Source organism: Pseudomonas sp. KnCO4, from assembly GCF_045344305.1.
Taxonomy (GTDB): Bacteria; Pseudomonadota; Gammaproteobacteria; order Pseudomonadales; family Pseudomonadaceae; genus Aquipseudomonas; species Aquipseudomonas anuradhapurensis.
This window is the reverse complement of sequence record NZ_CP174199.1, coordinates 2,314,565-2,337,153: the sequence shown is the minus strand read 5'-3', so window position 1 is coordinate 2,337,153 and position 22,589 is coordinate 2,314,565. Positions and strand designations below refer to the sequence as shown.

The following is a 22,589-nucleotide window of genomic DNA, read 5'->3' as shown; positions in this document are numbered from 1 at the left end:
GTGCAGGCGAAGATACCGATTTCATCGGCCAGGCCCAATGTTCATTAGGTTTTCCCGTTATTGTTCAGGCCCACACGCCGCGAATATGAATTAACGCACTTCCCCTCCGGCAACTTGTTGATCCGCCGCTGGCGGCTGGACCATTGGCTGGCGCACGGCGGGCCGCCAGGCGCAGGCCAAGGCACTGATCGCCAAGGCCAGCGCAGCCAACGCGTACACCCACACCGGCGCCATCAAGGGCAGTACCACCGCTGCCAACATAGGCCCGATGCCGGCCCCGATATCGCGCCACACCGCATTCGCCGCCAACGCCCGGACACGCTGCTGGCCGGGATTACGCTCGGCAACTATTGGCCCCACCAGTGGCAACTGCAACGCACGCAGCACCAACACCAGGCCACCCCCCGCGACCAGCCAGTGGCAACCGAATGCCACCAGCGCTGCGGCGGTGAGTAGCGCTAACCCGACCAGCATGCGCGTCGCTCCCCAGCGCTGCGCGAGCCGGCCGCCCAGCGGGCTGAACAGCAGCTCCGACAGGTAGCGAACCGCCAGCAACCCGCCTGCGACCAGCACCGCGTCCGCCGCCAGCAGCTGCTGCGCCAACAGCGAGAGGCCGATGATGAACAGGCCATCGAGGGTCAACCCCTCGGTGAATGACCACATTGCCACGCTGTCCGGCCGCCGCAAGCGGCGCTGCGCCTCAGGCAATGGATGCGCCGCAGCGGGCAGTCCCCTGGCCAGCCATGCCCCAAGCAGCGAACTGGCCACCATCGCCAGGAAGATCAACCGGGGTCCGTGCTCCAGGCTCAGCAGTGCCCCCAGCGGCAACGCCAGCATCGGGCCAACGGCAACCAGCGCGCGCGAACGCCCACTGCGGCGCGCGGCGCCCGCGGCCTGTGCAGTCGCCATGACCTGGGTCGACAGGTTCAGCGCAGCATAGGCCAGCCCCCAGAGCAGGCGTAGCAGCAGCAACGCCCAGAACCCGGAAAGCGTCGCATAGCCCAATGCACACAGGGCGGCGCAGCCGGCCGCCAGCATCGAACTGGGGCGATCCCCCCAACGGGCATAGCCTTTCATCACGTAGTGGTAGCCGAAGATTCGCACCAGCCGGTTGGCCGCCAGCAAGATCCCGGCTTCACCCAAGGTAATGCCGAACGCCTGGTACTGCATCGGCAGCAACAGGTAGAGCAGGACGTCGCCGGGCAGGCACAAGCTGAGGATCAACGCTGCGCGCAGCGAAGCCCGATCAGCTGAGCAGATGGTGGTGGCACCCATGGACGACGACCAGAAGACAAGTGGAGCGGCGTTCAGAGTGGCGCGAAGCAGCGCCGCTGACAAACGCTTTAATTGTGCGTCTGATGTCAGTAAATTAGACACATGATCAGCGACCTCCCCCCCTTGAACGCGGTCCGGGCCTTTGCCTCTGCCGCGCGTCACCAAAGCTTCAGCCGTGCTGCCGAAGAGCTGCATGTCACCCACAGCGCCGTCAGCCGCCATATCCGCCTGCTTGAAGAGCACTTGGGCGTACTGCTGTTCGAACGGCGGAACCGCCAGTCGGTACTCACCCCGACCGGCCAGGCCTACTACCAGCAGATCAGCCTGGGCCTGGCGCAAATCGCCAACGCCACCCAGGCCCTGACTGGCAATAGCGCAGCGCGCAAGGTGATCATCAATGTGCGCCCGTCCTTTGCCGTGCGCTGGCTGATCCCACGGTTGCCCGATTTCATGGCGCAGTTTCCGGAGATCAAACCGGAGGTGGTGACCAGCACCCTGGCCCCGGACCCATCGCGTGAAGCTTTCGATGTGGTGGTGCGCCGTGGCAGCTCGGGCTGGGCGGCCGAGCTGGAACCGAACGTGCTGCTCGAAGACGACCTGCTGCTGGTCGCGGCCCCTTCCCTGCTGCAGGCGATACCGATTCAGGCGCCAGCGGATGTGCTGCGCCATACCCTGCTCTCAGGCAGGACGCGCAGTGCTGATTGGCAGGCCTGGTGCAAGCTGGCCGGGGTCAGCCAGGCAAGGCAGCAGCCGGCGCTGCAGTTCGATCACATGCACCTGGTGCTGCAAGCGGCCGTCGACGGCCTTGGCGTGGCACTGTGCCCGGCCTCGCTGCTGGGCAAGGACCTGGCTACCGGCCGCCTGTACAACCCCCTGCCCCATCTGCGCCTGCCGCTGACTCGCTATTACTATGGCGTGTCGCAGGATGCGGTGGCCGAAACCCAGGTGTTCATCGACTGGATGTTCTCCCGGTTCCAACACGACAATGGTGCGCCCGTCTGATTAACCAAGGGTCTGGCGCCTGAAGTTGACGGCGCATCAGCAAAGTGACTGTAGCAAAATAAAAGAGTCACGCTCGGCGTGACTCTCTTATTTCAGCGGACTGCGTGTTTAAAGTGACTGCAGAGAAATACTGGCATTGGTCGAGTCTTGCGGACTGTCAGCGTCCATCCAGACCCACTGAGTACCGTCGCCTTGCAAGTTGTTACTGATACTTTGAATCTGCGTCGCCACAATGTTGACCGCACCGGGTTGCGAAGCGGTTGGGCCGATATTGGTGACTTGCCCTGCCAGCAAACCGTTGGACGTTTCATTCACAACAAACACCGTCGCAGCCGCTTCGCGGAACTGGCACGAAATAAACTGGGTGATCTTGCTGACGATGGTCAGGTTCATCCATTTTGACGGCGGCACCGCATAATAGCGACTGTATTTGTTGAACGGATATTGTTCGCCGTTGGCCTGCAACGGGTTATTGTTAAGCCCGCTGGTGTTGGTCGGCATGCTGGTACTGCCCAACCACAGTTCGACCTGGGCCATGCCACTGTTGCTGGGTAACGAGACCGAAATGGTCTGGGTGTCGGTCCCCGAAACGAAGCCCATCGAGGCCAACCCTGCATTAGCCGTGGTGCCTGGCACGGTAATGCGTGCCGGAGGCTGGCTATTGCTCCATACCACACTGACGGTGGCATTGTTGTCACTCCCCGCCGAGTTATAGAGGAAAATCCCGTATATCTGACCCGGGCGTAACGTGGTGCAGGTGGCGGTATTCCCCTGGATTCAAAGTGATCCGTTGGCCACCATTCCAGTTGATTTGTGATGCGGCGATAGCGAAGCTTTCCATTTGCATAGTCCTTTAATAGATCCGTCATGATTGGCGCGCGTACATCCCTAATATCCGTTGCGCGATTACGAGCTTAGCCACCTGGAAAAAAATGGCTATCATGTGATTAGAATCATTGGCGATTAGTGAAAAATGGCTAAAAGCCATTTATCTTTATTCATTAAACGGTCGCTCTTTCCATGCAAATGGATAGTGCCACAATACCGATAATGACAAATGGATGCCTGCTACTTTTCGGATGCTACTGCCAGCGCTGCGGCTAGGCGACCAATGGTGCGCCGTGGCGTTTCCCACCATTGGGAATATGCGGGTTGTGAGTGCGGCCTTGTTGCGAAGGGGCTGCGCAGCAGCCCCGGTAGTTTTCAGGCCAAGTCTGTAACGCGGCCCATGCCTAGGCTCTGTGTGAAAAGCCTTGATACTCGGTGATGCTGCGTTGAAAACAGCCTCGGAATGCTCATTTACAACCCGTAAACTCCGCTTCCTCGGCTGTTTTCGCCTTGCCTGACCTTCGTCTCAAGACTTTTCACACAGACCCTAGTTCGCGGGCAACAGGATGACGAAGTTCTTTTTCATGTCTTCCAGCACGGTCCACTTGCCCTTGGCGCCCGGTTCGATAATGAACGTGTCGCCAGCGGCCAGTGCGATGGGCTCGCAACCCTCAAGCTCGATGACGCAGCGTCCACTCAGGACATGGCAGAACTCCCACACTTTGTAGTCGATGCGCCACGCGCCGGTGCTGGCTTCCCACTCTCCGGAAATGCGCCCTTGCTGTTCATCGTGATAGTACTTTGACGTCAGCGTATGAGGGCTGCCCTCCACGATCTCTTCAAAAAACGGAAGGTCGCGCAGCGGTTGGATATCCAGTTCGCGGAACACGGTCAGTTTCTGGGTCATGGTGTTTTCTCGAGCAGGTTGTGGATAGGGCGATACATCAAATAGGCTTCACCGGACACGCCCAGCATCGGGTGCGGAACGATCTGGCAGGTTTTAACAATGTGAAAACCGTGACGTTCGTAGAAGCGGCGTGCACCGTGGTTTTCTGCGTAATCGATCAGGCATAGCCCATCCAGGCCAGCGTCCTCGGCGCGCTGCTGGGCGTGGCGAAGAAACTCGGCGCCCAGCCCCTGGCTGCGCCAGGCCTCATCCAGGGCCAGGCTGGATATGTACAAGGTGTCCGGTATTTCCATGTCGGCATAAGGCGCCAGGACCGGGTCTGTCTCGACAGGCCTGTCAGGGGTCTCGCGCAAGGCGTAGCTATGCATCATGCCGATGACGCGTCCGTCGGAAGTGGCCATCAGGCAGTTCTTGTAAGAAAAATCGCCCTGTTCCCTGGCATAGCGAGATGCACCGACACTCAGCAATGCTTCTCCGGGTGCGGCAAGCTTGCTCCATATGTAATCGGCCATGCCCTCCGATGTCAGTTGAAAGAAGCGCGCAATATCGCGCGCGTCCGAGGCTTGAGCGGGTCTGAAGTCGATAGGCACGTACGGTGCTCCCACGGGTTCGGGTGATTGGTTTTCAAGGATTACGCCTTTGACAGGGGGCAGCGTAGGCGGGTTGAACAGCTGCCATCATGCTCTGGGCGAACACCGTCAGCACGGCGTGCGACGTTGCCCCAAGCTCAAGGGCACGTGGCCGCCTGATGGCTCAGGGCTGGGGAATCGATCGTGCAGTTGTAGGCGGTGGGCCGCTGTACAGGCGCGGGTCCAATGGTCGCCATGAGGGCCGGCGCGCACCAACTCGGGTCAAAACCTGCAGCCAGGCGCAGAACGCGCCTTTTTGATGCATGCCCGCCAGCAGCCCTGCCCACAGCCCGGTCTCCGGCGTGCGCTGCGCAACCCTAACCAGCACAAAAAATTCCCTTGATTCAAAGGGTTGCCGCTTATTTACCAGCGCCACCGCGCTGTGCCGGGCTTTCGGCACCTTCATTGCAAAGGCTTGTTGCAGGCAAGCCGCACTTGCTCGAACGAACCAGAGGCTCACCACAGACACAGGACCCACCTACCCCCGCAAGGCTGCACCGAGAAATTTGTAGATGACCGCAATGAAGCTGCCGGCAACGGCGGCAAGGAGTGGGTATGTCCCGGGCGTTTTTCAATGAAATGTACGAAACGAACGGCAGTTGCCGCCCGCATTACCAGGAGTTCGCCCGCTGGTTGGCCAACACCCCGCAGGAGTTGCTGGAGCAACGGCGACGCGAAGCCGACCTGCTGTTCCACCGCGCCGGTATCACCTTCACCTTGTACGGTGACGAACAGGACACCGAGCGCCTGATCCCCTTCGACATCATCCCGCGCAGCATTCGCGCCAGCGAATGGCGCATGGTCGAGCGCGGCTGTATCCAGCGCGTGCAGGCCCTGAACCTGTTCCTGGAGGATATCTACCACGACCAGCGCATCCTCAAGGCCGGTATCATCCCGCCCGAGCAAGTGCTGGCCAACGAGGGCTACCAGATCGCCATGCAGGGCCTCGGGCTGCACCGTGGCCTGTATGCCCATATCGCCGGCGTCGACCTGGTCCGCGATGGCGATGGCAGCTACTTCGTGCTGGAAGACAACCTGCGCACCCCCAGCGGGGTCAGCTACATGCTCGAAGACCGCAAGATGATGATGCGGCTGTTCCCCGAGCTGTTCGCCGCCCAGCGTATCGCCCCGATCGACCACTACCCCAACCTGCTGCTGGACACGCTCAAGAGCGCCAGCCCGCTGGACAACCCGACCGCCGTGCTGCTGACCCCTGGCCGCTTCAACAGCGCCTATTTCGAACATGCCTTCCTGGCGCGGGAAATGGGCATCGAGCTGGTCGAGGGCGCCGACCTGTTCATCCGCGACGAGCATGTCTACATGCGTACCACCGCCGGCCCGCAGCAGGTCGACGTGATCTACCGTCGCCTGGACGACGATTACCTCGACCCACTGTCGTTCAACCCTGACTCGATGCTGGGCGTGCCGGGGCTGATCTCGGTGTACCGCGCCGGCAACGTGGTGCTGGCCAACGCGGTCGGCACCGGGGTGGCCGACGACAAGTCGATCTACCCCTACGTTGCCGACATGATCCGCTTCTACCTGAGCGAAGAGCCGATACTGAACAACGTCCCCACCTGGCAGTGCCGCCGGCCGGCCGACCTGTCGCATGTCCTGGCCCACCTGCCCGAGCTGGTGGTCAAGGAAACCCAGGGCTCCGGTGGCTACGGCATGCTGGTCGGGCCGGCATCGACCAGCGCCCAGATCGAGGCGTTCCGTGCCCGCATCAAGGCCCGCCCGCACGCTTATATCGCCCAGCCCACGCTGTGCCTGTCCACCTGCCCGACCTTCGTCGACAGCGGCATCGCGCCGCGCCATATCGACCTGCGTCCGTTCGTGCTGTCCGGCAGTGAAACCCGCCTGGTGCCAGGCGGCCTGACCCGCGTGGCGTTGCAGGAAGGCTCGCTGGTGGTCAACTCGTCACAGGGTGGCGGGACCAAGGACACCTGGGTGGTGGAGGACTGAACCATGCTTTCGAGAACCGCTTCCGACCTGTACTGGATGTCCCGCTACCTGGAGCGCGCGGAAAACCTGGCGCGCATGCTCGAGGTCAGTTATTCGCTGTCACTCATGCCCCAGGCCGGGCGCAGTGACGGCCATGCCGAGCTGGCCATGTCGTTGCTGGCGTCGGGTACGCTGGACGACTACCGCCGCCGCCACGGCGAGCTCGACAGCGAGCGCATGCTGCACTTCTTCGCCCTCGACGCGACCAACCCCAGCAGCATCTATTGCTGCCTGCAGGCGGCCAGGACCAACGCCCACGCGGTACGTGGCCGGATCACCGCCGACATGTGGGAGAACATCAACGCGACCTGGATCGAGATGCGCAACATTGCCGGCAATGGCCTTGGCCGTTATGGCATCAGCCAGTTCTGCGACTGGGTCAAGGAACGCTCGCACCTGTTCCGTGGGGCAACCTCAGGCACCATCATGCGCAACGATGCCTACAGCTTCATCCGCCTTGGGACGTTCCTGGAGCGGGCGGACAACACCCTGCGCCTGCTCGATGCCCGCTACGAAATGTTTGGCGAGGCCTCCGAAGAGGTCAGCGACGACTCGGCCCGTGGCTACTACCAGTGGAGTGCCCTGCTGCGCGCACTGACCTCCTACGAAGCCTTCAACGAGTTGTACCGGGCCGCGCCCAGCGCCCGGCCGGTGTCCGAACTGCTGTTGCTGCGGGTGGACGTGCCCCGCTCGCTGCACGCCTGCATCGAGGAACTGGACCAGATCCTTGCCAGCCTGCCCGGCAGCAACCGCCGCGCCGCCCAGCGCATGGCCGCCGAGCTCAATGCGCGCCTGCGCTACACCGCCATCGACGAAATCCTCGAGGCCGGCCTGCACCCGTGGCTGAGCGACTTCATCGGGCGCATCAACCAATTGGGCCAGGCGGTCTACCACTCCTATCTGGAGGTCGTATGAAACTGTCCATTCGCCACGACACCACCTACAGCTATGCCAGCGACGTGTGCAACAGCATTCAGTTCCTGCGCTTGACGCCGCGCAGCAGCGAGCGCCAGCGCATCGACGCCTGGCAGTTGGACCTGCCCTGCGAAGTCAAAGGCCAGATCGACCCGTATGGCAACATCCTGCACGTATTGACCCTGGACAAACCCCACGGCCACCTGGCCCTGACCGCCAGCGGCCAGGTGGAGATCGACCCGGAACGCGAGCAAGAGGCCGGCGAGCAGTCGCCATTGCCGTTCTTGCGCGGCAGCCACCTGACCCAGGCCGATGACGCGCTCAAGGCCTTCGCCAACCGCCACTGCGGCGAGCACCGCGACCGCGCGGCGCTGATCGGGTTGATGCACGGGCTGGCCGAGCACATGCCCTACAGCCCGGGCACGACGTCGGTGGGCACCACCGCCATCGAAGCGTTCAGCGGCGCTGCCGGGGTCTGCCAGGACCACACCCACGCCTTCCTCGCCTGCGCACGCAGCCTGGGGATACCGGCACGCTACGTCTCCGGTTACCTGTGCACCGAGGACGAGCAGCACCTGGCCAGCCATGCCTGGGCCGAAGCCTGGGTCGACGGCGCCTGGTACAGCTTCGACATCACCAACCGCCTGACCCGGCCAGAGCGTCACCTGAAGCTGGCCGTGGGCCTGGACTACCTCGATGCCTGCCCGGTCAGGGGTGTGCGCCGTGGCGGCGGTGCCGAATCGCTGCAGGCCAGCGTTCATGTGCATCGCCAGTGACAGGCGCTGCCCCATCATGGAAACCACAAGGGAAACAGCATGACCTACTGTGTCGCCATGCACCTGGCGGACGGGCTCGTCTTCATCAGCGATTCACGTACCAATGCGGGCATCGACCAGATCGCCAGCTTTGCCAAGCTGTTCGTGTTCGGCGTGCCGGGCGAACGCCTGATCGTCCTGCAGACCGCCGGCAACCTGGCAACCTCGCAGTCGGTGGTGAACCTGCTGCGGCAGCGCACCCGCGGGCCAGGCACTCACCTGCTGAACGTGGCCACGCTGTACGATGCAACGGTACTGGTAGCCGACACCCTGCGCGAAGTGGTCAGCCGCGATCGCAGCAAGTTGTCGGCCGGCATCGACCTGAGCAGTTCGTTCATCGTCGGTGGCCAGATTGCCGGCGATCCGATGGCCATCTACAACGTCTACGCACAGGGCAATTTCTTCCAGGCCACGGCGGACACGCCGTTCCTGCAACTGGGCGAAAGCAAGTACGGCCGGCCGATTCTGGACCGCAACCTGGGCTATCACACGCCGCTCGATGAAGCCTTGCGCTGCGGCCTGATCTCGTTCGACTCGACCATTCGCAGCAACCTTTCGGTGGGCATGCCGCTGGACCTGCTGGTGTATCACAAGGACAGCCTGGAAGCGCCGGAACGGCAACGGATTACCAGCGACGATGCCTATTACCAACAGATCCGCAGGCAGTGGAGCGACGGCTTGAAACGGCTGTTGGCCGAACTGCCCGCGCCGCCCTATGGCTGAATCGATACGGTGCTAATTTCCAGGCTGGCGCAGTTCACCCTGTGGGAGCGGGCGTGCCCGCGAATGCGTCAGCTCAGGCAACATCGTTGTCCCTGCTGGCCTCTTCGCGGGCACGCCCGCTCCCACAGGAGAGATGCGGTGATTCAGATCAAGGTTTCGATCCGCAGCGTATTAGTCGACCCCGGCTTGCCGAACGGCACACCGGCGGTGATCGCGGCTGACGCCGCTCAGGGCCTATGCCAAGGGAATGCTCAGGCGATCGATTACCGCGCGGGTTTCCGGGCGCACCCCGCGCCACCAGGCAAAGGCCTCCGCCGCCTGCTCCACCAGCATGCCGACACCGTCGGCCAGGCGCGCCACACCTTGCCCCTGGGCCATGCGCAGGAACGGCGTCAGGCCTTTGCCATAGGCCAGCTCGTACGCCAGCCGTGTCTGGCCGAGCACATCGTCCGGTAGCGGTGGCAGCTCACCAGTGAGGCTCGCGGAAGTGGCGTTTACCACGATGTCGAACGCCTGCCCCTGCAGCTCCTCATAACGGCTTATGCGCAGGCGCGGGTGATCCAGCTCGTTGCGCAAGGTCAGTGCCTTGGCCATGTCGCGGTTGGCCAGCACCAACTCGCGCGGCCCGGCCTGCAGGAACGGCAGCAACGCCCCGCGCACCGCGCCACCGGCGCCGAGCAGCAGCACCCGGCGATTGGCCAACGGCTCACCCAGGTTTTCTTCGATATCGCGCAACAAGCCGATGCCATCGAAGTTCTCGGCGTAGATCCGGCCATCCTCGAACTTCAGCGCATTGGCCGCGCGCGCCAGCTGTGCGCGCTCGCTGCGTTGGTCGGCCAGCTCGAACGCACGCAGCTTGAACGGCGCAGTGATATTCATGCCCAAGCCGCCCTCACTGCGGAACTGCAGCACCTGGGCCTCGAAACCCGCAAGCTCGCCCTCGATGGCGCCGTACGCCAGGGACTGGCTGGTGGCCTCGGCAAACAGACCATGGATCAAAGGCGACTTGGTGTGGTTGATCGGCCGGCCGATCACTGCATAGCGGTCGTTCATGGTGCATCTCCGTGGGTGAACAGCACACCGTCTGCCTGCATGGCGGTGATTTCTGCAGGGCTGAAGCCTAGCCCGGCGGCTACTTGGGCATTGTGCTGGCCCAGGTCCGGGGCCACCTGGCGGATCGTGGTATCGCAGTCGGAAAAGCGGAACGGCAGGTTCGGCAGGCGCAAGGTGCCGTAGCGCGGGTGCTGCTGCTCAAGCAGCATGCCACGCGCCTGGATCTGCGGGTCGGCCACCACTTCGTCGATGCGCTGCACCTTGGCGCTGGGGATGTCGACCGCATCGAGCAACTGCAGGATATCCGCGACGCGACGTGCACCGACCCAGTCACGGACCACGGCGAGGATCGCCTGGCGGTGGCTGTTGCGACCGTTCAGGCTGTGGTAGCGGCTATCGCTGCCGAACCCGGGCGGGCCACCGTTGGCTTCGAGCATCGCGGCAAAACGCTTCCAGGCATCGTCGACCTGGGCGGCGATCACCAGGTCGCCATCGGCGGCGCGAAACACGCCGTACAGAGTGGAGGTCGGCATGTCATGGCCAGTCTGTTCGGGCAGCACGCTGCCGTCGGACAACGTGTAGCACTGCACTGCGTATTCATGCATCGACACCAGCGTGTCGTACAGGGCCATGTCGATGTGCTGGCCACGGCCACTGGTCACCCGGCCCAGCAGCGCCGCATTGATCGCCGCCACGGCATGAATGCCGGTGTACATGTCGCCCAGGGAAATGCGCAGCAACGGTGGCGCCTCGCCCGGCACGCCGACCATCTGCATGATCCCGCTCTTGGCCTCGGCGATCAGGCCGAAGCCGGCGCGGTGGGCATCCGGCCCGGTGTGGCCGTAGGCGGAGATCGAGCAGTACACCAGGCGCTGGTTGCGCGCCGCCAGCTCGGCATAGCCCAGGCCGAGTTTGTCCAGGGCACCGGGGCGGTAGTTTTCGATGAACACATCGGCCGAGTCGGTCAGGCGCTGCATGAACGCCTTGCCGCGTGGGTCCTTCATGTTCACGCTGACGCCCTGCTTGCCCATGTTCAGCTGCAGGAAGTAACCGCTCTGCTGATCGTCCAGGGTGAACGCGTGCTGGCGGCCGGCATCGCCGCTGCCAGGCCGCTCGACCTTGATCACCTCGGCCCCCAGCGCGGCCAGGCAGCGGCCCACGTAGGGCCCGGCGAGGAAGTGGCTGTAGTCGATGACGCGGATACCCGCCAATGGCAGTGCCTGGCTCATGCCTGCGCCCTCCGCGGCACCATCAGCCGGTGCTCGCCCCGTTGCACGACTTCGCCGTGCTGGTTGATCAGTTCCGATGGCAAGACCACGATGCCCCAGCCCGGGCGGCTGTTGCTCGGGCGCATCGCCCCCACGCGCATGCGCACGTGCAGCACATCGTCGACCTTGATCGGCAGCACGAAGTCCCAGGTCCAGCCCAGCGACATGCCCGGCACGAAGCGGTACTCGCACTGGGTCTTCAGGCCGTCGGCGATCGACAAGCCGAACAGGCCATGGGCAACCAGGCAGCCGAAGTGGCTTGCGTTGGCATACGCCTCGTCGACATGTACCGGGGTGTGGTCACCGGTGAGGTCGGCGTAGGCCAGGATGCGTTCGCGGGTCACGGTGTAGCTGGGGCTGATGCATTCATCGCCTTCGCGGGCATCGTCCCAGTATTTTTCCACCACGCTCATGCCTGCACCTCCGCACGCGGGTCGATGGCCAGCGCCTGGGCAACGCACTGCGCCGGCCGTGCCTGGATGAATTCGACGGCCAGGCCGTCGGGCAGGCGCAGCCAGTTGCGGCCCTGGGGCATTTCACTGACGCCGAAACGCTGGGCGGCCGCCAACGCAGCTTCGAGGTCTTCGCACATGATGCCCAGGTGCGCCAGGCGCCCTTCCGGGCCGGCGAAGTCCGGCTGGTGGATGAACTGCAGGCCACCGAGGGTCCAATATTGCGCAGGCTGCTCGACATCGCCCTGGACCTCGCGCATGGTCATGCCGCACACCTCGCTGAAAAAGCGGATGTGCCAGTGGATGTCGCGCACCCAGAACGCCACATGTTCGAGGTAGGCTTTCGGCTGGCTCATGAATGACTCCCCTTGTGCTGATCGGCCATGGCGCGCTCGATACCCTTGATACAAGCCACCAGGGTCGCGTTGACCGGCGTAGCCACGCCGTGGCGCTGGCCCCAGCGCACGACGGAGCCGTTGATGAAATCGATTTCGCTGACCGAGCCCTTTTCCAGGCTCTGCAGCATCGAAGTGCGGAAGCTCGCCGGCAGGCCTTCGGCGGCCAGCCGCCAGGCGGCGTCCGGGTCGGCAAGGCTCAGGCGGATACCGGCGCGCTCGGCGACGGCGATGGCTTCGGCCACCGCGGCCTTGGCGGTGCTTTCCAGCAGCGGCTCGCTGTACAGCTGGCCATAGCTGAGCCGGGTAATGCCGCTGAGAGCGCCAGTGGCGACGTTGACCAGCAGCTTGTCCCACATGGTGCCGAGAATGTTGTCGCTGACCGTGGTGGCGAGCCCGGCGCCGTTGAATACTTCGGCGATGGCCTGCACCCGTGGGGTGCGCCTGCCATCAAGCTCACCGATGAAGGTCTGCTTGCCGGCTACCCCGGCACGGATCGAGCCCGGCCCCAGCAGCACGCCGCCGACGTAGGTCTTGCCGGCCAATACCCGCTGCGCGCCTACGGCCTCGCCCAGCAGGTCTTCGTGGCCGAGACCGTTCTGCAGCGACAGCACCAGCGTCTGCGGCCCGATCAGCGCGGCTGCCCCTGCGATCGCCTCGCGGGTGTGGAACGACTTGACCAGCACCACCACCAGGTCGGCCACACCGACGTCTTCGGCGGCGCAGGCCGCATTCACTCGTACCTGGCGCACGCCGCGCTCGTCCTGCACCTGAAGCCCGTGCTGCTGCATGGCCTCGACATGTGCGCGGCCACGGTTCAACAGCCAGGTTTCATGCCCCGCCTCGCTCAAGGCTGCACCAATGGCGCAACCCAGGGCGCCGGCGCCCAGAATGCAGATTTTCACGTCGCAGACCTCCTGTGGTTTGCGACTACCTTATGCAGCGGGCCTTATTTGCGCTATACAATGCCTCCAATATGTATATTGAGTTTTACAATAATGAGCGTACTCGACACCCTGCCCGATCCCAAGCTGCTGCAGCTGTTCGATGTGCTGTACCAGTGCCGCAGCGTGACCCGCACGGCAGAACAACTGGGCCAGAGTCAACCGACCGTGAGTATCTGGTTGGGCCGCTTGCGCGAAGAACTGAACGACCCGCTGTTCGTGCGCACCCCAGGCGGCATGGCCCCGACCCCACGGGCTGACCAGTTGATCGGGCCCTGCCGCGAAGTGCTGGAATCGCTGCGGCGCCTGACCACCTGGGCACCGCAATTCGATCCGGCCACGGCGCAGCGGCGCTTTCGCCTGTGCGTCAGCGATGCCAGCCACATCACCTTGTTGCCCAGCATCCTCAACCACCTGCGCAGCCATGCGCCAGGCATTCGCCTGGAGGCGGCACGCATCGATGGCAACACCGAAAGCGCCCTGGAATCGGGCGAAGCGGACCTGGCCATCGGCTTCGTACCATGGCTGGGCGCGGGCATGTACCAGCAAGTGTTGTTCGAACAGGACTGGGTCTGCCTGAGCAACCCGCACCACCCGCGCCTGGGCCAAGGCATCAGCGTGGCGCAGTACCAGGCCGAAGGGCATGTGCAGGTCAGTGCCGGGACCGGGCAGAAGTTGCTCGAGGCCGGCCTGGCGCGGGCCGCCATCGCACGCAGGATCATGCTGGAACTGCCGGGCTTTCTCGGCCTGGGCATGATTGTCGGGTCGACCGACCTGGTGGCCACGCTGCCGCGGCACATCGGCTACACGCTGGCCGCCATGCATGGTTTGCAGGTGCACGATTGCCCGTTTGCGGTAGAAGGCTTCACGGTCAAGCAGCATTGGCACGCCCGGTACCAGCAGGACAGCGGCAATCGCTGGATGAGGGAGGTAATCCGGGCGTTGTTCCAGAGCGCAGGCAGTCAGCAGCGCTGACCCTGCTTCCGTCCGTGGAGGCAGGGCAACATGGATCAGGCAGCAGGCTTGAGCACTACCTTGGTCCAGCCATCATCCCGCGCATCGAAATGCTTGTAGGCATCGGGGCCTTCGGCAAGCGTCAGGCGATGGGAGATGATCTGCGAAGGCTTGGCACGCCCATGATGGATGAGCGCTGCTAGGCGCCGGTTATAGGCCTTGACGTTCGCCTGGCCGGTGCGGATATGTTGGCCCTTGAACCAGAACGCGCCGAAATCGAAGGCCATCTTGCCCTCTTTTGCCAGGTCGTTCTTCGCCCCCGGGTCTTCTGGCACGAACACCCCCACTACGCCTATGCCACCGGTAGCCTTGGTCGAGGCAACCAGGTTGTTCATGGTCAGGTAATTGACTTCATGGCCATGCCTGTTACAGCACTGATAGCCCACGCATTCGCAGCCCCGGTCGGTGCCTTTGCCGTGGGTCAGGTTCATGATTTCTTCCACGGCCTTGTGCTCGACGGCGTTGATCGGCGTTGCCCCAAGCCGCGCGGCAAGCTGCAGCCGATCTGGCTGGTTGTCTACCACGAACACCTGCGAGGCGCCCTTGATGATTGCCGAGTAGGCCGCCATCAGCCCCACTGGGCCGGCGCCATAGATCGCAATACTTTCGCCCGGCTGCAGACCGGCCAGCTCCGTTGCGTGCCAGCCAGTGGGGAAGATATCCGCGAGCATGACGTAGTCGTCTTCGCGCTCCTGGGCGTCCTCCGGCAGCACCAGGCAGTTGAAATCAGCGTAAGGCACACGCAACAACTCTGCCTGGCCACCTTGATATGGGCCCATGTCGGCAAAGCCGTAGGCAGCGCCGGCGGCCCCCGGGTTGGCCGTGAGGCAGAATCCGGTCAGGCCTTTTTCACAGTTCTGTCCCGTCCTGAATAAGGTTTACACCTCCCATCCCGAATTTCCGGAGAGTCAGATGGAGCAAGGTGTAAAGCGCACACAGCGTGATTACTCACTGTCTTTTAAATTGGCGGTGGTTGATCAGATTGAAAAAGGCGAATTGACCTATAAGCAGGCCCAGGTGCGGTATGGCATCCAGGGTCGGTCGACGGTTCTGGTATGGTTGCGTAAGCACGGTCGGCAGGATTGGAGCCAGGGGGCCTCGATCCGCGACGAGAGGAGCTGCGCGATGTCTGACCCCAAAACGCTTACTCCAGAGCAGCGGATCAAAGAGCTTGAGCAGCAGCTTGAGCTGATGAGCCAGAAGGCCCAGTTCTTTGAAACGGTCGTTGATGTTCTGAAAAATGACTATGGTGTCTCGGTCGTAAAAAAGCGATCCGGCAAGTCCTCTCGCAAGGTCAAGTCGCAGGACTGAGCATTGCCAGGGCTTGTCAGTTTCTAGGCATCAGTCGACAGGCTTACTACAAGCGCAACCGAGCTGCTGATGGCAAAGAGCGCCAGGCAGATCGGGTGGTTGAGTTTGTTCAGCAAGTCCGGATGCGCCAGCCTCGTCTGGGTACACGCAAGCTGCACTATCTGCTGCATTGCCAGCCTGACAAACGATTCCAGGTCGGCCGAGATAGGCTGTTCCAGGTCTTGGGAGAGCGCCGTTTGCTGGTGCTGCCCAAGCGGGCATACCACAAGACAACACAGAGCTTTCATCGCTTCTACCGCCACCCCAACTTACTCAAGCCCGGCCCAAGCCAAGTCGTTCCGACAAGGCCGGAGCACGTCTGGGTTGCCGACATTACTTACCTGCCCGCACGTAACGGCCCGCTGTACCTGAGCCTGGTAACGGATGCGTACTCCAGGAAAATTGTTGGCCACCACGTTCATGAAAGCCTGCATGCCGAGTCAGTGGCGCAAGCTTTCAAGCAGGCACTACGAAAGCGACGTCGTCGCCAGCCATTAGTCCACCATTCGGATCGAGGCATCCAATATTGCTCGGCGCTATACCAGTCACTGCACCAACGGCACGATGTTCAGTGCTCCATGACTGATGGGTATGACTGCTACCAGAACGCGCTGGCCGAGCGAATCAACGGAATTCTCAAGATGGAACTGCTGTTGAGCAGCCCTGAAGATCTTGAGCAAGCGAGGCAGATGGTTGACGAGGCAGTGCAGATCTACAACACAGAACGGCCCCATATGGCCCTGAAAAACAAAACGCCCGATGCGGTGCATCGAGCGTTTTGAGGCCTGTCGGCCTACCTGAACAGGTGTAAACCTATTTCAGGACTAGACATTCTCGCAGAACCCGCAGCCGATATTGAACGGCAGGCAGACACGGTCACCGACCTTGACCCGGTCGACCCCGGCGCCCACCTCAATCACTTCGCCAAGGTTCTCATGGCCGAACACACGCCCGGCTTCGAACGAGGTGCGGCCCTCATACATGTGCAGGTCGGAGCCGCAAATATTGCTGGTGGTGATGCGCACCAGCACGTCAGTGGGCTTTTCGATTCTTGCGTCCGGCACATCCTTGACGGCGACGTCACGCGGGCCGTTATAGACGATAGCTTTCATACTGAACTCCCGAATGTCAGGGGCACGAAAGGCGCCCTACCTTGTTGGGGTAGTGGCTTTGCCCTCGGTGTTCAGCCTGTGTGTGACCAGCCGGATCAGTGGCGCTAATCACCAGCGCGCCGGCGGTGGGTCAGCCCGTGAACAAATACTTGCCGTTGACTTTCCTGGGCCCGACGAAGGCGAAATCCGGGAAGATCTTGCCCCGGACGTACCAGACAAAAGCCAGCAGAGCGATACTGATGGCCATCACGCCAGTGGTGGTTGCCGGGTCGGATGCAAACCCTGCAAGCGATTTCGGAAGCTGCGCCAGTGCAAGGAGAATATACGCGTTATAGGCGCCGGCCCGGTGGTTGTAGAAGCCCCATACCAGAAGCAAGGGGATCAGGAGACTGGACACAGCCACGACCCACTTGGCTGTTGACCCGATTTGGGCCCCCCCTTGCAGCCCTGCAATAAGGCCAAGCAACGCCTGGACGAGCATTATCGTGATGAGAATATTGACTTTACGATCGTGTTCGTCGCAACGCACTGGATCCGCATACGAAGCGATGAAGTAGGCTAATTGGCTGTCTTTTACGCCCTGGCCAGAAAGCTGTGCGAATACTTGCGACTTTGCCGTGCCAGCATCGAGTAACTTGCGAACGCTTTTCTGAATCGCCTTCTTGCTCATCGCTACAGGTGAAAGGTGTTTTCCAGGCGTTCGCCTGACCGGTTTACTGCGACGCCACCGCAGTACAGCGACAGCGCCGACAGCGCCGAGCGCACCCATGATACTGCAGAAGTAAAAGACCCCATCCAGCGAGAAGGTCCCTGGCTTGACGCTGTCCGGCTTTGCAGGGTCGACAAGAATGCCGATTACCTTGCCTTGCCTGAACGTTGCAATTGACCTTTCGACCGACTCCAGGCTAGTCCCGCAGGGGGAACTCGATACTTCGAGCGGGGACGTGTGCTGCTGCCCGTTCAATTCGAAAGTCACGTTGACCGAAGGGCAATAGGTCATACCCTTGCTGCGCAACTCTTCGGCGATGGAAACAGTGGCAACAGTCGCATTCAACTTCCACCAAGTCTTGACCTGTTCCCCTTTCTTGTGCGCATCAAGCGCTGCAAGCAGGCAGATAAAGGCAAAGAAAAACAGCACAACGAACAGGACCACCCTCAGCAACAAGATCTTCATAAGACTCCTTGGCCACCGGGAGATGGAGTTCTATCGGCAAAGGCATTCGGCAGCAAGTTGCGCCGGCGGGCGATGTGCAGCTGTACTGAGGTTAGTTCATCGAAACTTTATTGCCATGCAACTTCCGGCCTCTGCACGCCTGCCGATCAGCCCGTCTTTACACTTCCTTTTTTGGCTGGAGCGTGGCCGGAAAGGGCTCTTGGACGGGTGATGCTCAGGGATTGGATCCATGCGTATTCTGTCGGGTTGGCGGAACTCGAAACCGAACCCAATGTCGTATTGGCTACCAAGCACCCCTGCGCCTTCTGGAGGCGAACAAACATGAGAAAAACCCTGGTAGCCCTCTTTACTTGTGCCTTTGCGTTCGGCGCAACTGCCTTGTTGCCAGCCGATGTTTCACCGATTGCCTCGGCGTATGCCAAAGGCGGCGGCGGTGGCCACGGTGGTGGCGGCGGTCATGGCGGCGGTGCCGGCCACGGCGGCGGGCTGGGCGGTGGTGAGGGCGCTGGCAAAGGTAGCCACACTGGCAATGGCTTCGGCCTCAGCGATGATCACGCCGGCAAGGCCACGCGCGACCATGGCTTGAGTGGCAACCACTACGGCAGCTCGCGCAACAGCGACAACGGCCACGGCACTACCACCTCCGGTGTTGCCCAATCCAAGGACACCCGCGGCCTGGCGAAATCGACGGCGATCTCCGCCACGACCCCGGGTGACCACAACACCAAGGGGCTGAGCGGCGCGGCCCGAAACTCGTCGAAGAACGATCGCTGAACCGTAGCAGCGGCTTCGTCGGGCACGGCTGAAAGCCTGCACGCTTCAGCAGCAACCAGCTGCTGAAGCGTGCAAATGAATCTCAAGCCCTGAACCACCCGGCCAACGCCATCATTTCCTGCCCCCGACAACATTTCCCTCGCTGCACGGCTCGTACCACCGCCAAGGCCGTGTCGAGACCACCGCTGATGCCCAATACGCTTTCTCTGTCGACCTTGCTGTTGTTGTTCAGCGCCATCACGGCACCCGCTGCGCTGGCCGGCGAGCGCTCCGCACCGGCACGTAGCAACAATGCCTCGACCGTGCTGATCGAAACGGCTTCGCAGCAGTATGCCGAAGGCCAGCTGGACCAGGCGGCGGCCACCCTGGAGCGCGCGCTGCAGATCCAGCCGAACAACCCGGCAACCTTGCACTACCTGGGCGTACTGCGCCTTCAGCAAGGGCAATTCGAACAGGCCGAAACCCTGGCGCTGCGCTCCAACCTGCGTGTCGGCGCCAACCACGCGTTACGCAGTCGCAACCTGCAACTGATAGAAGCCGCGCACAACGCCCGGCGCTCAGGCATGCTACCGACCGCTGCGCACTGACGGCGGCCTAGACACTCCGCGTCAGGCCACCATCGACCCTGATGTTCTGCCCAGTGATATAGGCGGCCCCTTCGCTGGCCAGGAAGGCAATGGTGGCAGCGATTTCCTTGCTGGAGCCATAGCGCTTGAGCGGTACGCTGTCGCGGCGCTGCTCGGTGGCCGGCAGGCTGTCGATCCAGCCAGGCAGAACGTTGTTGATACGCACGTTGTCGGCCGCGTAGGTGTCGGCGAAGATCTTGCTGAACGCGGCCAGCCCCGAACGGAACACCGCCGAGGTGGGGAACATCTCGTTGGGTTCGAAGGCCCAGGCGGTGGAGATGTTGATGATGCTGCCACCCTTCTGCCGTTGCATGATCGGCGTCACCAGGCGCGCCGGGCGGATGACATTGAGCAGGTAGGTATCCATGCCCTTGTGCCAGTCTTCGTCGCTGATTTCCAGGATCGGCGCGCGTGGCCCGTGGCCAGCACTGTTGACCAGCACGTCGACGCGCCCCCACTGCCCGACCACGGCATCGACCAGGCGCTGCAGGTCGGCAACGGACTGGTTGCTGCCGGTAACGCCGATACCGCCCAATTCCCTGGCCAGCGCTTCGCCCTTGCCCGAGGACGACAGGATACCGACCTTGAAACCGTCGGCGGCCAGGCGGCGTGCCGCTGCGGCGCCCATGCCGCTGCCACCGGCGGTGATGATGGCCACTTTTGCTTCAGACATGTTGCCTCCTTCGCTAATCCAGCGCTGTGTTTGCAAGTGCATTCACCCTAGCAGCCACGCTGGCAGCGAGGGAGGCAGCCCGGCTTCGCCTAGACGATAGATTTTCTATTGCCTGCCTGAGCCTGCAGCCATGCCATGACAAGCTGCAGGGCCGCCGGCGCCTGCCGCTTGCGCGGCCATACCAGGTAAAACCCCTTGTCCAGCCGCAATTGCTGGGGGAACACCTGCACCAGGCGCCCGGCAGCCAGGTCGTCGCTGACGAAGGCCTGGCTGGCCAGGGCGATGCCCTGCCCGCCAATCGCGGCTTCGATGGCCAGTGACGTCTGGTTGAAGCGCACGGTCCGGGCGCTGGCGGGTGGATGGCCTGGGAACACGGCTGCGCAGAACTGCGGCCAGAAGTTGTGCGCATCGTGCAATGCCACATAACGCTGCAAGGCGGCGAAATCGCCGGGTTGCCCCATTTCGGCCAGCAACCCGGGGCTGGCCACCGCGACCACTGTGGGGGCCATCAGCAATTCAGCGTTCAGCCCCGGCGCAAATGGCGGCTGGCCATAACGCACGGCCAGGTCCACACCGTCGGTATGAAAGTGGGAAAGCCGGTCGGTCGCCAGTACCCGCAGGTCAATCTCGGGGTGGCGCTCGGCAAAGTGCCCGAGCCTGGCGATCAGCCATTTCGAGGCAAAGGTTGGCGTCACGCTGACGGTGAGCTGGGACGGCGCCGGGCGCAACAGCCGCGTGGCTTCGTCGAGCATCGCCAGGGCGCTGCGCACGCTGGTGCTGTAGGCGTGCCCGGCATCGGTCAGGCCAAGGCCGCGCGGCAGGCGCTCGAACAGGCGCACCTGCAGGCTGGCCTCCAGCCCGCGCACCTGCTGGGCGACAGCCGCCTGGGTCACGCCAAGCTCTTCGGCCGCCAGGCGGAAGTTCAAGTGGCGCGCCACCACTTCGAACACGCGTAGCGCATTGAGCGAGGGCAACCCGGGGTAACCTGCAGGCATGACGATGGTTTTTCTATTGGCTGAACATGGCGCGAGGCTAACCCTGTCGGCCGAGGAAGTCGATGCCTGGCTCCCGTGCCAGCGCCGATTCCGATTGCGGCAACGGCATCCTGCTGGGCAAACTGGAGAACCGCACGGGCAGACAAGGATGATGCCATGCAGATACGCCCACTGACCCACGATGATCTGCCACACGCCAGTGCCCTGTGCCTGGATGCTTTCACCCAGGCCGTCGCGCCCACGCTGCCAGCGCAGGGTGTGGCAACGTTTGCCAGGGTGGCAGCGGCCGAGGCGTTTGCCGAACGCATGCAAGGCGACAACCTGATACTGGTCGGGGTCATGGATGGCGCCATGGTGGGCTTGGTCGAACTCAAGCAAGGCAGCCATGTCGCCATGCTGTTCATCGCCCCCCGCTGGCAACGCCAGGGCATCGGCGCGCGCCTGATGAACGCAGCGCTGGAACACGCCAGGGCCGAGGTGGTGACCGTCAGGGCATCATTGCCTTCGGTACCTGCCTACCAGCACTACGGCTTCACCCTGGCAGGCGAGGTGAATGCATTTGCCGGGATGGTCTATCAACCCATGGAGAAGCGCTTGCCCGGCTGGCGTGAGCGATGAAACGCGCCCCCAGGTTGTATGCCGAACGCCCTGCGCACATCCCTACAAGGCACAACCCCCGGCAACATGCTTCACTACAGCGCCAACCCCCCTGTTCCGGAACCCGAGCCCCATGAACCGCAACGACCTGCGCCGTGTCGACATGAACCTGCTGGTGTTGTTCGAAGCCCTGATGATCGAACGCAACCTGACCCGCGTCGGCGAAAAGCTGTTCATCACCCAGCCCACCGTCAGTGCCGCGCTCGCGCGCCTGCGCGAGCTGTTCGACGACCCGCTGCTGATCCGCAATGGCCGGGCCATGGAGCCCACGCCAAGGGCCATGCAGATCTTCGCCGAGCTGGGGCCGGCCATGGACGTGATTTCCGCCGCCATCAGCCGCGCCCGTGAGTTCGACCCGGCCAGCAGTTGCAACGTGTTCCGCCTGGGGTTGTCGGACGATGCCGAGTTCGGGCTTTTCCCGGCCTTGCTCCAGGCCCTGCGCGAAGAGGCCCCGAACATCAGCGTGGTGGTGCGGCGGGCCAACTTTTTGCTGATGCCGGGGCTGCTGTCCAGCGGCGAGATCTCGGTCGGGGTGAGCTACACCACCGACTTGCCGGCCACCGCCAAACGCCGCAAGCTGCGCGACATCGGCGTACGGGTATTGCGCGCCGACGACCGCCCGGGCCCACTGAGCCTCGACGAATACTGCGCACGCCCGCATGTGATGGTGTCGTTCTCGGGCGACATGAGTGGCAACATCGACCTCGACCTGGCGCGCATCGGCCGCTGTCGCAAGGTGGTGCTGGCGGTGCCGCAGTTCGGCAGCCTGCGCGCCCTGCTGCGCAACACCGAGCTGATCGCCACGGTGCCGGACTATGCCGCCTGCGCCTTGGCCGACGATGGCAGCCTGCGCGCCGACCCGGCGCCGTTCGACATCACCGAGGCCGAGCTGTCGATGGTCTGGAGCGGTGCCCAGGACAACGACCCGGCCGAGCGCTGGTTGCGCGAGCGCATCCTGCAGTTCATGGCGGCGCGGTAAACATCGACCTCATCGATAGCCACCA

The 22,589-nt window shown here is 63.0% G+C and carries 23 protein-coding genes and 2 pseudogenes; 11 read left to right on the top strand and 14 right to left on the bottom strand.

What is annotated here, in order from left to right; genetic code table 11:
* Positions 1-90: 90 nt before the first annotated feature.
* Positions 91-1,275 (bottom strand): MFS transporter, encoded by a 1,185-nt coding sequence (locus tag ACJA3S_RS10975; RefSeq protein WP_406821848.1) that lies wholly within the window; start codon positions 1,273-1,275, stop codon positions 91-93.
* Between the two features lie 102 nt (positions 1,276-1,377).
* Here ACJA3S_RS10975 and gcvA point away from each other — a divergent pair, with 102 nt between their 5' ends.
* A complete protein-coding gene (gene gcvA / locus ACJA3S_RS10970) occupies positions 1,378-2,277 on the top strand; it encodes a transcriptional regulator GcvA (protein ID WP_406821847.1) in 900 nt (299 codons plus the stop codon).
* Positions 2,278-2,385: 108 nt separating this feature from the next.
* Here gcvA and ACJA3S_RS10965 read toward each other — a convergent pair whose 3' ends face one another.
* The 3 genes from ACJA3S_RS10965 to ACJA3S_RS10955 form a co-directional block, all read right to left on the bottom strand.
* Positions 2,386-2,814, bottom strand: a complete 429-nt coding sequence (locus ACJA3S_RS10965; RefSeq protein ID WP_406821846.1) for a hypothetical protein — start codon at positions 2,812-2,814, stop codon at positions 2,386-2,388.
* Between the two features lie 838 nt (positions 2,815-3,652).
* Entirely contained in the window at positions 3,653-4,012 is a 360-nt protein-coding gene (locus tag ACJA3S_RS10960; protein WP_406821845.1) for a cupin domain-containing protein, read from the bottom strand.
* Positions 4,009-4,602 (bottom strand): N-acetyltransferase family protein, encoded by a 594-nt coding sequence (locus tag ACJA3S_RS10955; RefSeq protein WP_406821844.1) that lies wholly within the window; start codon positions 4,600-4,602, stop codon positions 4,009-4,011. The genes ACJA3S_RS10960 and ACJA3S_RS10955 overlap by 4 nt, the downstream gene beginning before the upstream one ends.
* Before the next feature lie 594 nt (positions 4,603-5,196).
* Here ACJA3S_RS10955 and ACJA3S_RS10950 point away from each other — a divergent pair.
* From ACJA3S_RS10950 to ACJA3S_RS10935, 4 genes are read left to right on the top strand one after another with little or no spacing between them, the layout of a single operon-like run.
* Positions 5,197-6,606: a circularly permuted type 2 ATP-grasp protein gene (locus ACJA3S_RS10950; RefSeq protein WP_170029497.1), complete on the top strand. Its 1,410-nt coding sequence runs from the start codon at positions 5,197-5,199 to the stop codon at positions 6,604-6,606.
* A gap of 3 nt (positions 6,607-6,609) precedes the next feature.
* Positions 6,610-7,560 carry an alpha-E domain-containing protein gene (locus ACJA3S_RS10945; protein WP_406821843.1) on the top strand — a complete coding sequence of 317 codons (951 nt, stop codon included), beginning with the start codon at positions 6,610-6,612 and terminating at the stop codon, positions 7,558-7,560.
* Positions 7,557-8,336: a transglutaminase domain-containing protein gene (locus tag ACJA3S_RS10940; protein WP_406821842.1), complete on the top strand. Its 780-nt coding sequence runs from the start codon at positions 7,557-7,559 to the stop codon at positions 8,334-8,336. Before ACJA3S_RS10945 ends, ACJA3S_RS10940 begins: the two co-directional genes overlap by 4 nt.
* 39 nt (positions 8,337-8,375) lie before the next feature.
* Positions 8,376-9,098: a peptidase gene (locus ACJA3S_RS10935; protein ID WP_406821841.1), complete on the top strand. Its 723-nt coding sequence runs from the start codon at positions 8,376-8,378 to the stop codon at positions 9,096-9,098.
* A gap of 234 nt (positions 9,099-9,332) precedes the next feature.
* Here the strand turns inward: ACJA3S_RS10935 and aroE are convergent, their stop codons facing one another.
* The 5 genes from aroE to ACJA3S_RS10910 are packed head-to-tail and all read right to left on the bottom strand — an operon-like array spanning position 9,333 to position 13,171.
* The gene (gene aroE, locus ACJA3S_RS10930) at positions 9,333-10,151 is read right to left on the bottom strand and encodes a shikimate dehydrogenase (RefSeq protein WP_406821840.1); all 819 of its coding nucleotides are present in this window, start codon (positions 10,149-10,151) and stop codon (positions 9,333-9,335) included.
* Complete coding sequence (locus ACJA3S_RS10925; RefSeq protein ID WP_406821839.1) at positions 10,148-11,380, bottom strand: CaiB/BaiF CoA transferase family protein; 1,233 nt, start codon at positions 11,378-11,380, stop codon at positions 10,148-10,150. The genes aroE and ACJA3S_RS10925 overlap by 4 nt, the downstream gene beginning before the upstream one ends.
* On the bottom strand, positions 11,377-11,832 hold the full coding sequence (locus tag ACJA3S_RS10920; protein WP_170029491.1) for a MaoC family dehydratase: 456 nt from the start codon (positions 11,830-11,832) through the stop codon (positions 11,377-11,379). The genes ACJA3S_RS10925 and ACJA3S_RS10920 overlap by 4 nt, the downstream gene beginning before the upstream one ends.
* Positions 11,829-12,227, bottom strand: a complete 399-nt coding sequence (locus ACJA3S_RS10915; RefSeq protein WP_406821838.1) for a VOC family protein — start codon at positions 12,225-12,227, stop codon at positions 11,829-11,831. The genes ACJA3S_RS10920 and ACJA3S_RS10915 overlap by 4 nt, the downstream gene beginning before the upstream one ends.
* Positions 12,224-13,171 carry a ketopantoate reductase family protein gene (locus tag ACJA3S_RS10910; RefSeq protein ID WP_406821837.1) on the bottom strand — a complete coding sequence of 316 codons (948 nt, stop codon included), beginning with the start codon at positions 13,169-13,171 and terminating at the stop codon, positions 12,224-12,226. Before ACJA3S_RS10910 ends, ACJA3S_RS10915 begins: the two co-directional genes overlap by 4 nt.
* Before the next feature lie 93 nt (positions 13,172-13,264).
* Here ACJA3S_RS10910 and ACJA3S_RS10905 point away from each other — a divergent pair, with 93 nt between their 5' ends.
* A complete protein-coding gene (locus ACJA3S_RS10905) occupies positions 13,265-14,185 on the top strand; it encodes a LysR family transcriptional regulator (protein WP_406821836.1) in 921 nt (306 codons plus the stop codon).
* 35 nt (positions 14,186-14,220) lie between these two features.
* Here ACJA3S_RS10905 and ACJA3S_RS10900 read toward each other — a convergent pair.
* Positions 14,221-15,084 (bottom strand): annotated as a pseudogene (locus ACJA3S_RS10900) (zinc-binding dehydrogenase); the annotation flags it as partial.
* A gap of 52 nt (positions 15,085-15,136) precedes the next feature.
* On the opposite strand from ACJA3S_RS10900, the gene ACJA3S_RS10895 reads away from it, so the two are divergent.
* Positions 15,137-16,356 (top strand): IS3 family transposase gene (locus ACJA3S_RS10895; RefSeq protein ID WP_264311055.1). Its coding sequence is split into 2 segments (ribosomal slippage): positions 15,137-15,485 and positions 15,485-16,356, totalling 1,221 coding nucleotides; the frame shifts between segments, so codons are not numbered across the junction.
* 48 nt (positions 16,357-16,404) lie between these two features.
* On the opposite strand, the pseudogene ACJA3S_RS10890 reads toward ACJA3S_RS10895, so the two are convergent.
* A pseudogene (locus ACJA3S_RS10890) lies at positions 16,405-16,686 on the bottom strand (alcohol dehydrogenase catalytic domain-containing protein); the annotation flags it as partial.
* Between the two features lie 130 nt (positions 16,687-16,816).
* A complete protein-coding gene (locus tag ACJA3S_RS10885; RefSeq protein ID WP_406821835.1) occupies positions 16,817-17,860 on the bottom strand; it encodes a DUF3592 domain-containing protein in 1,044 nt (347 codons plus the stop codon).
* Between the two features lie 321 nt (positions 17,861-18,181).
* Between ACJA3S_RS10885 and ACJA3S_RS10880 the strand changes: the two genes are divergently transcribed.
* Positions 18,182-18,634 (top strand): hypothetical protein, encoded by a 453-nt coding sequence (locus tag ACJA3S_RS10880; RefSeq protein ID WP_406821834.1) that lies wholly within the window; start codon positions 18,182-18,184, stop codon positions 18,632-18,634.
* 188 nt (positions 18,635-18,822) lie between these two features.
* Entirely contained in the window at positions 18,823-19,221 is a 399-nt protein-coding gene (locus ACJA3S_RS10875; RefSeq protein ID WP_406821833.1) for a tetratricopeptide repeat protein, read from the top strand.
* Between the two features lie 7 nt (positions 19,222-19,228).
* On the opposite strand, the gene ACJA3S_RS10870 is transcribed toward ACJA3S_RS10875, so the two are convergent.
* Positions 19,229-19,933, bottom strand: coding sequence for an SDR family oxidoreductase (locus ACJA3S_RS10870; RefSeq protein ID WP_406821832.1), 705 nt, complete (start codon positions 19,931-19,933; stop codon positions 19,229-19,231).
* Between the two features lie 89 nt (positions 19,934-20,022).
* Positions 20,023-20,928, bottom strand: a complete 906-nt coding sequence (locus tag ACJA3S_RS10865) for a LysR substrate-binding domain-containing protein (protein WP_406821831.1) — start codon at positions 20,926-20,928, stop codon at positions 20,023-20,025.
* Between the two features lie 156 nt (positions 20,929-21,084).
* Here ACJA3S_RS10865 and ACJA3S_RS10860 point away from each other — a divergent pair, with 156 nt between their 5' ends.
* Both ACJA3S_RS10860 and ACJA3S_RS10855 read left to right on the top strand, forming a co-directional pair.
* On the top strand, positions 21,085-21,546 hold the full coding sequence (locus tag ACJA3S_RS10860; protein ID WP_406821830.1) for a GNAT family N-acetyltransferase: 462 nt from the start codon (positions 21,085-21,087) through the stop codon (positions 21,544-21,546).
* Between the two features lie 112 nt (positions 21,547-21,658).
* On the top strand, positions 21,659-22,564 hold the full coding sequence (locus ACJA3S_RS10855) for a LysR family transcriptional regulator (RefSeq protein WP_186689974.1): 906 nt from the start codon (positions 21,659-21,661) through the stop codon (positions 22,562-22,564).
* The last annotated feature ends 25 nt before the right edge of the window (positions 22,565-22,589 follow it).

Coding starts and splice junctions, on each gene's coding strand:
- ACJA3S_RS10975 (WP_406821848.1), bottom strand. CDS start 1,275: ATGGGTGCCACCACCATCTGCTCAGCTGATCGGGCTTCGCTGCGCGCA.
- gcvA (WP_406821847.1), top strand. CDS start 1,378: ATGATCAGCGACCTCCCCCCCTTGAACGCGGTCCGGGCCTTTGCCTCT.
- ACJA3S_RS10965 (WP_406821846.1), bottom strand. CDS start 2,814: ATGGCCCAGGTCGAACTGTGGTTGGGCAGTACCAGCATGCCGACCAAC.
- ACJA3S_RS10960 (WP_406821845.1), bottom strand. CDS start 4,012: ATGACCCAGAAACTGACCGTGTTCCGCGAACTGGATATCCAACCGCTG.
- ACJA3S_RS10950 (WP_170029497.1), top strand. CDS start 5,197: ATGTCCCGGGCGTTTTTCAATGAAATGTACGAAACGAACGGCAGTTGC.
- ACJA3S_RS10945 (WP_406821843.1), top strand. CDS start 6,610: ATGCTTTCGAGAACCGCTTCCGACCTGTACTGGATGTCCCGCTACCTG.
- ACJA3S_RS10940 (WP_406821842.1), top strand. CDS start 7,557: ATGAAACTGTCCATTCGCCACGACACCACCTACAGCTATGCCAGCGAC.
- ACJA3S_RS10935 (WP_406821841.1), top strand. CDS start 8,376: ATGACCTACTGTGTCGCCATGCACCTGGCGGACGGGCTCGTCTTCATC.
- aroE (WP_406821840.1), bottom strand. CDS start 10,151: ATGAACGACCGCTATGCAGTGATCGGCCGGCCGATCAACCACACCAAG.
- ACJA3S_RS10925 (WP_406821839.1), bottom strand. CDS start 11,380: ATGAGCCAGGCACTGCCATTGGCGGGTATCCGCGTCATCGACTACAGC.
- ACJA3S_RS10920 (WP_170029491.1), bottom strand. CDS start 11,832: ATGAGCGTGGTGGAAAAATACTGGGACGATGCCCGCGAAGGCGATGAA.
- ACJA3S_RS10915 (WP_406821838.1), bottom strand. CDS start 12,227: ATGAGCCAGCCGAAAGCCTACCTCGAACATGTGGCGTTCTGGGTGCGC.
- ACJA3S_RS10905 (WP_406821836.1), top strand. CDS start 13,265: ATGAGCGTACTCGACACCCTGCCCGATCCCAAGCTGCTGCAGCTGTTC.
- ACJA3S_RS10885 (WP_406821835.1), bottom strand. CDS start 17,860: ATGAAGATCTTGTTGCTGAGGGTGGTCCTGTTCGTTGTGCTGTTTTTC.
- ACJA3S_RS10880 (WP_406821834.1), top strand. CDS start 18,182: ATGAGAAAAACCCTGGTAGCCCTCTTTACTTGTGCCTTTGCGTTCGGC.
- ACJA3S_RS10875 (WP_406821833.1), top strand. CDS start 18,823: ATGCCCAATACGCTTTCTCTGTCGACCTTGCTGTTGTTGTTCAGCGCC.
- ACJA3S_RS10870 (WP_406821832.1), bottom strand. CDS start 19,933: ATGTCTGAAGCAAAAGTGGCCATCATCACCGCCGGTGGCAGCGGCATG.
- ACJA3S_RS10865 (WP_406821831.1), bottom strand. CDS start 20,928: ATGCCTGCAGGTTACCCCGGGTTGCCCTCGCTCAATGCGCTACGCGTG.
- ACJA3S_RS10860 (WP_406821830.1), top strand. CDS start 21,085: ATGCAGATACGCCCACTGACCCACGATGATCTGCCACACGCCAGTGCC.
- ACJA3S_RS10855 (WP_186689974.1), top strand. CDS start 21,659: ATGAACCGCAACGACCTGCGCCGTGTCGACATGAACCTGCTGGTGTTG.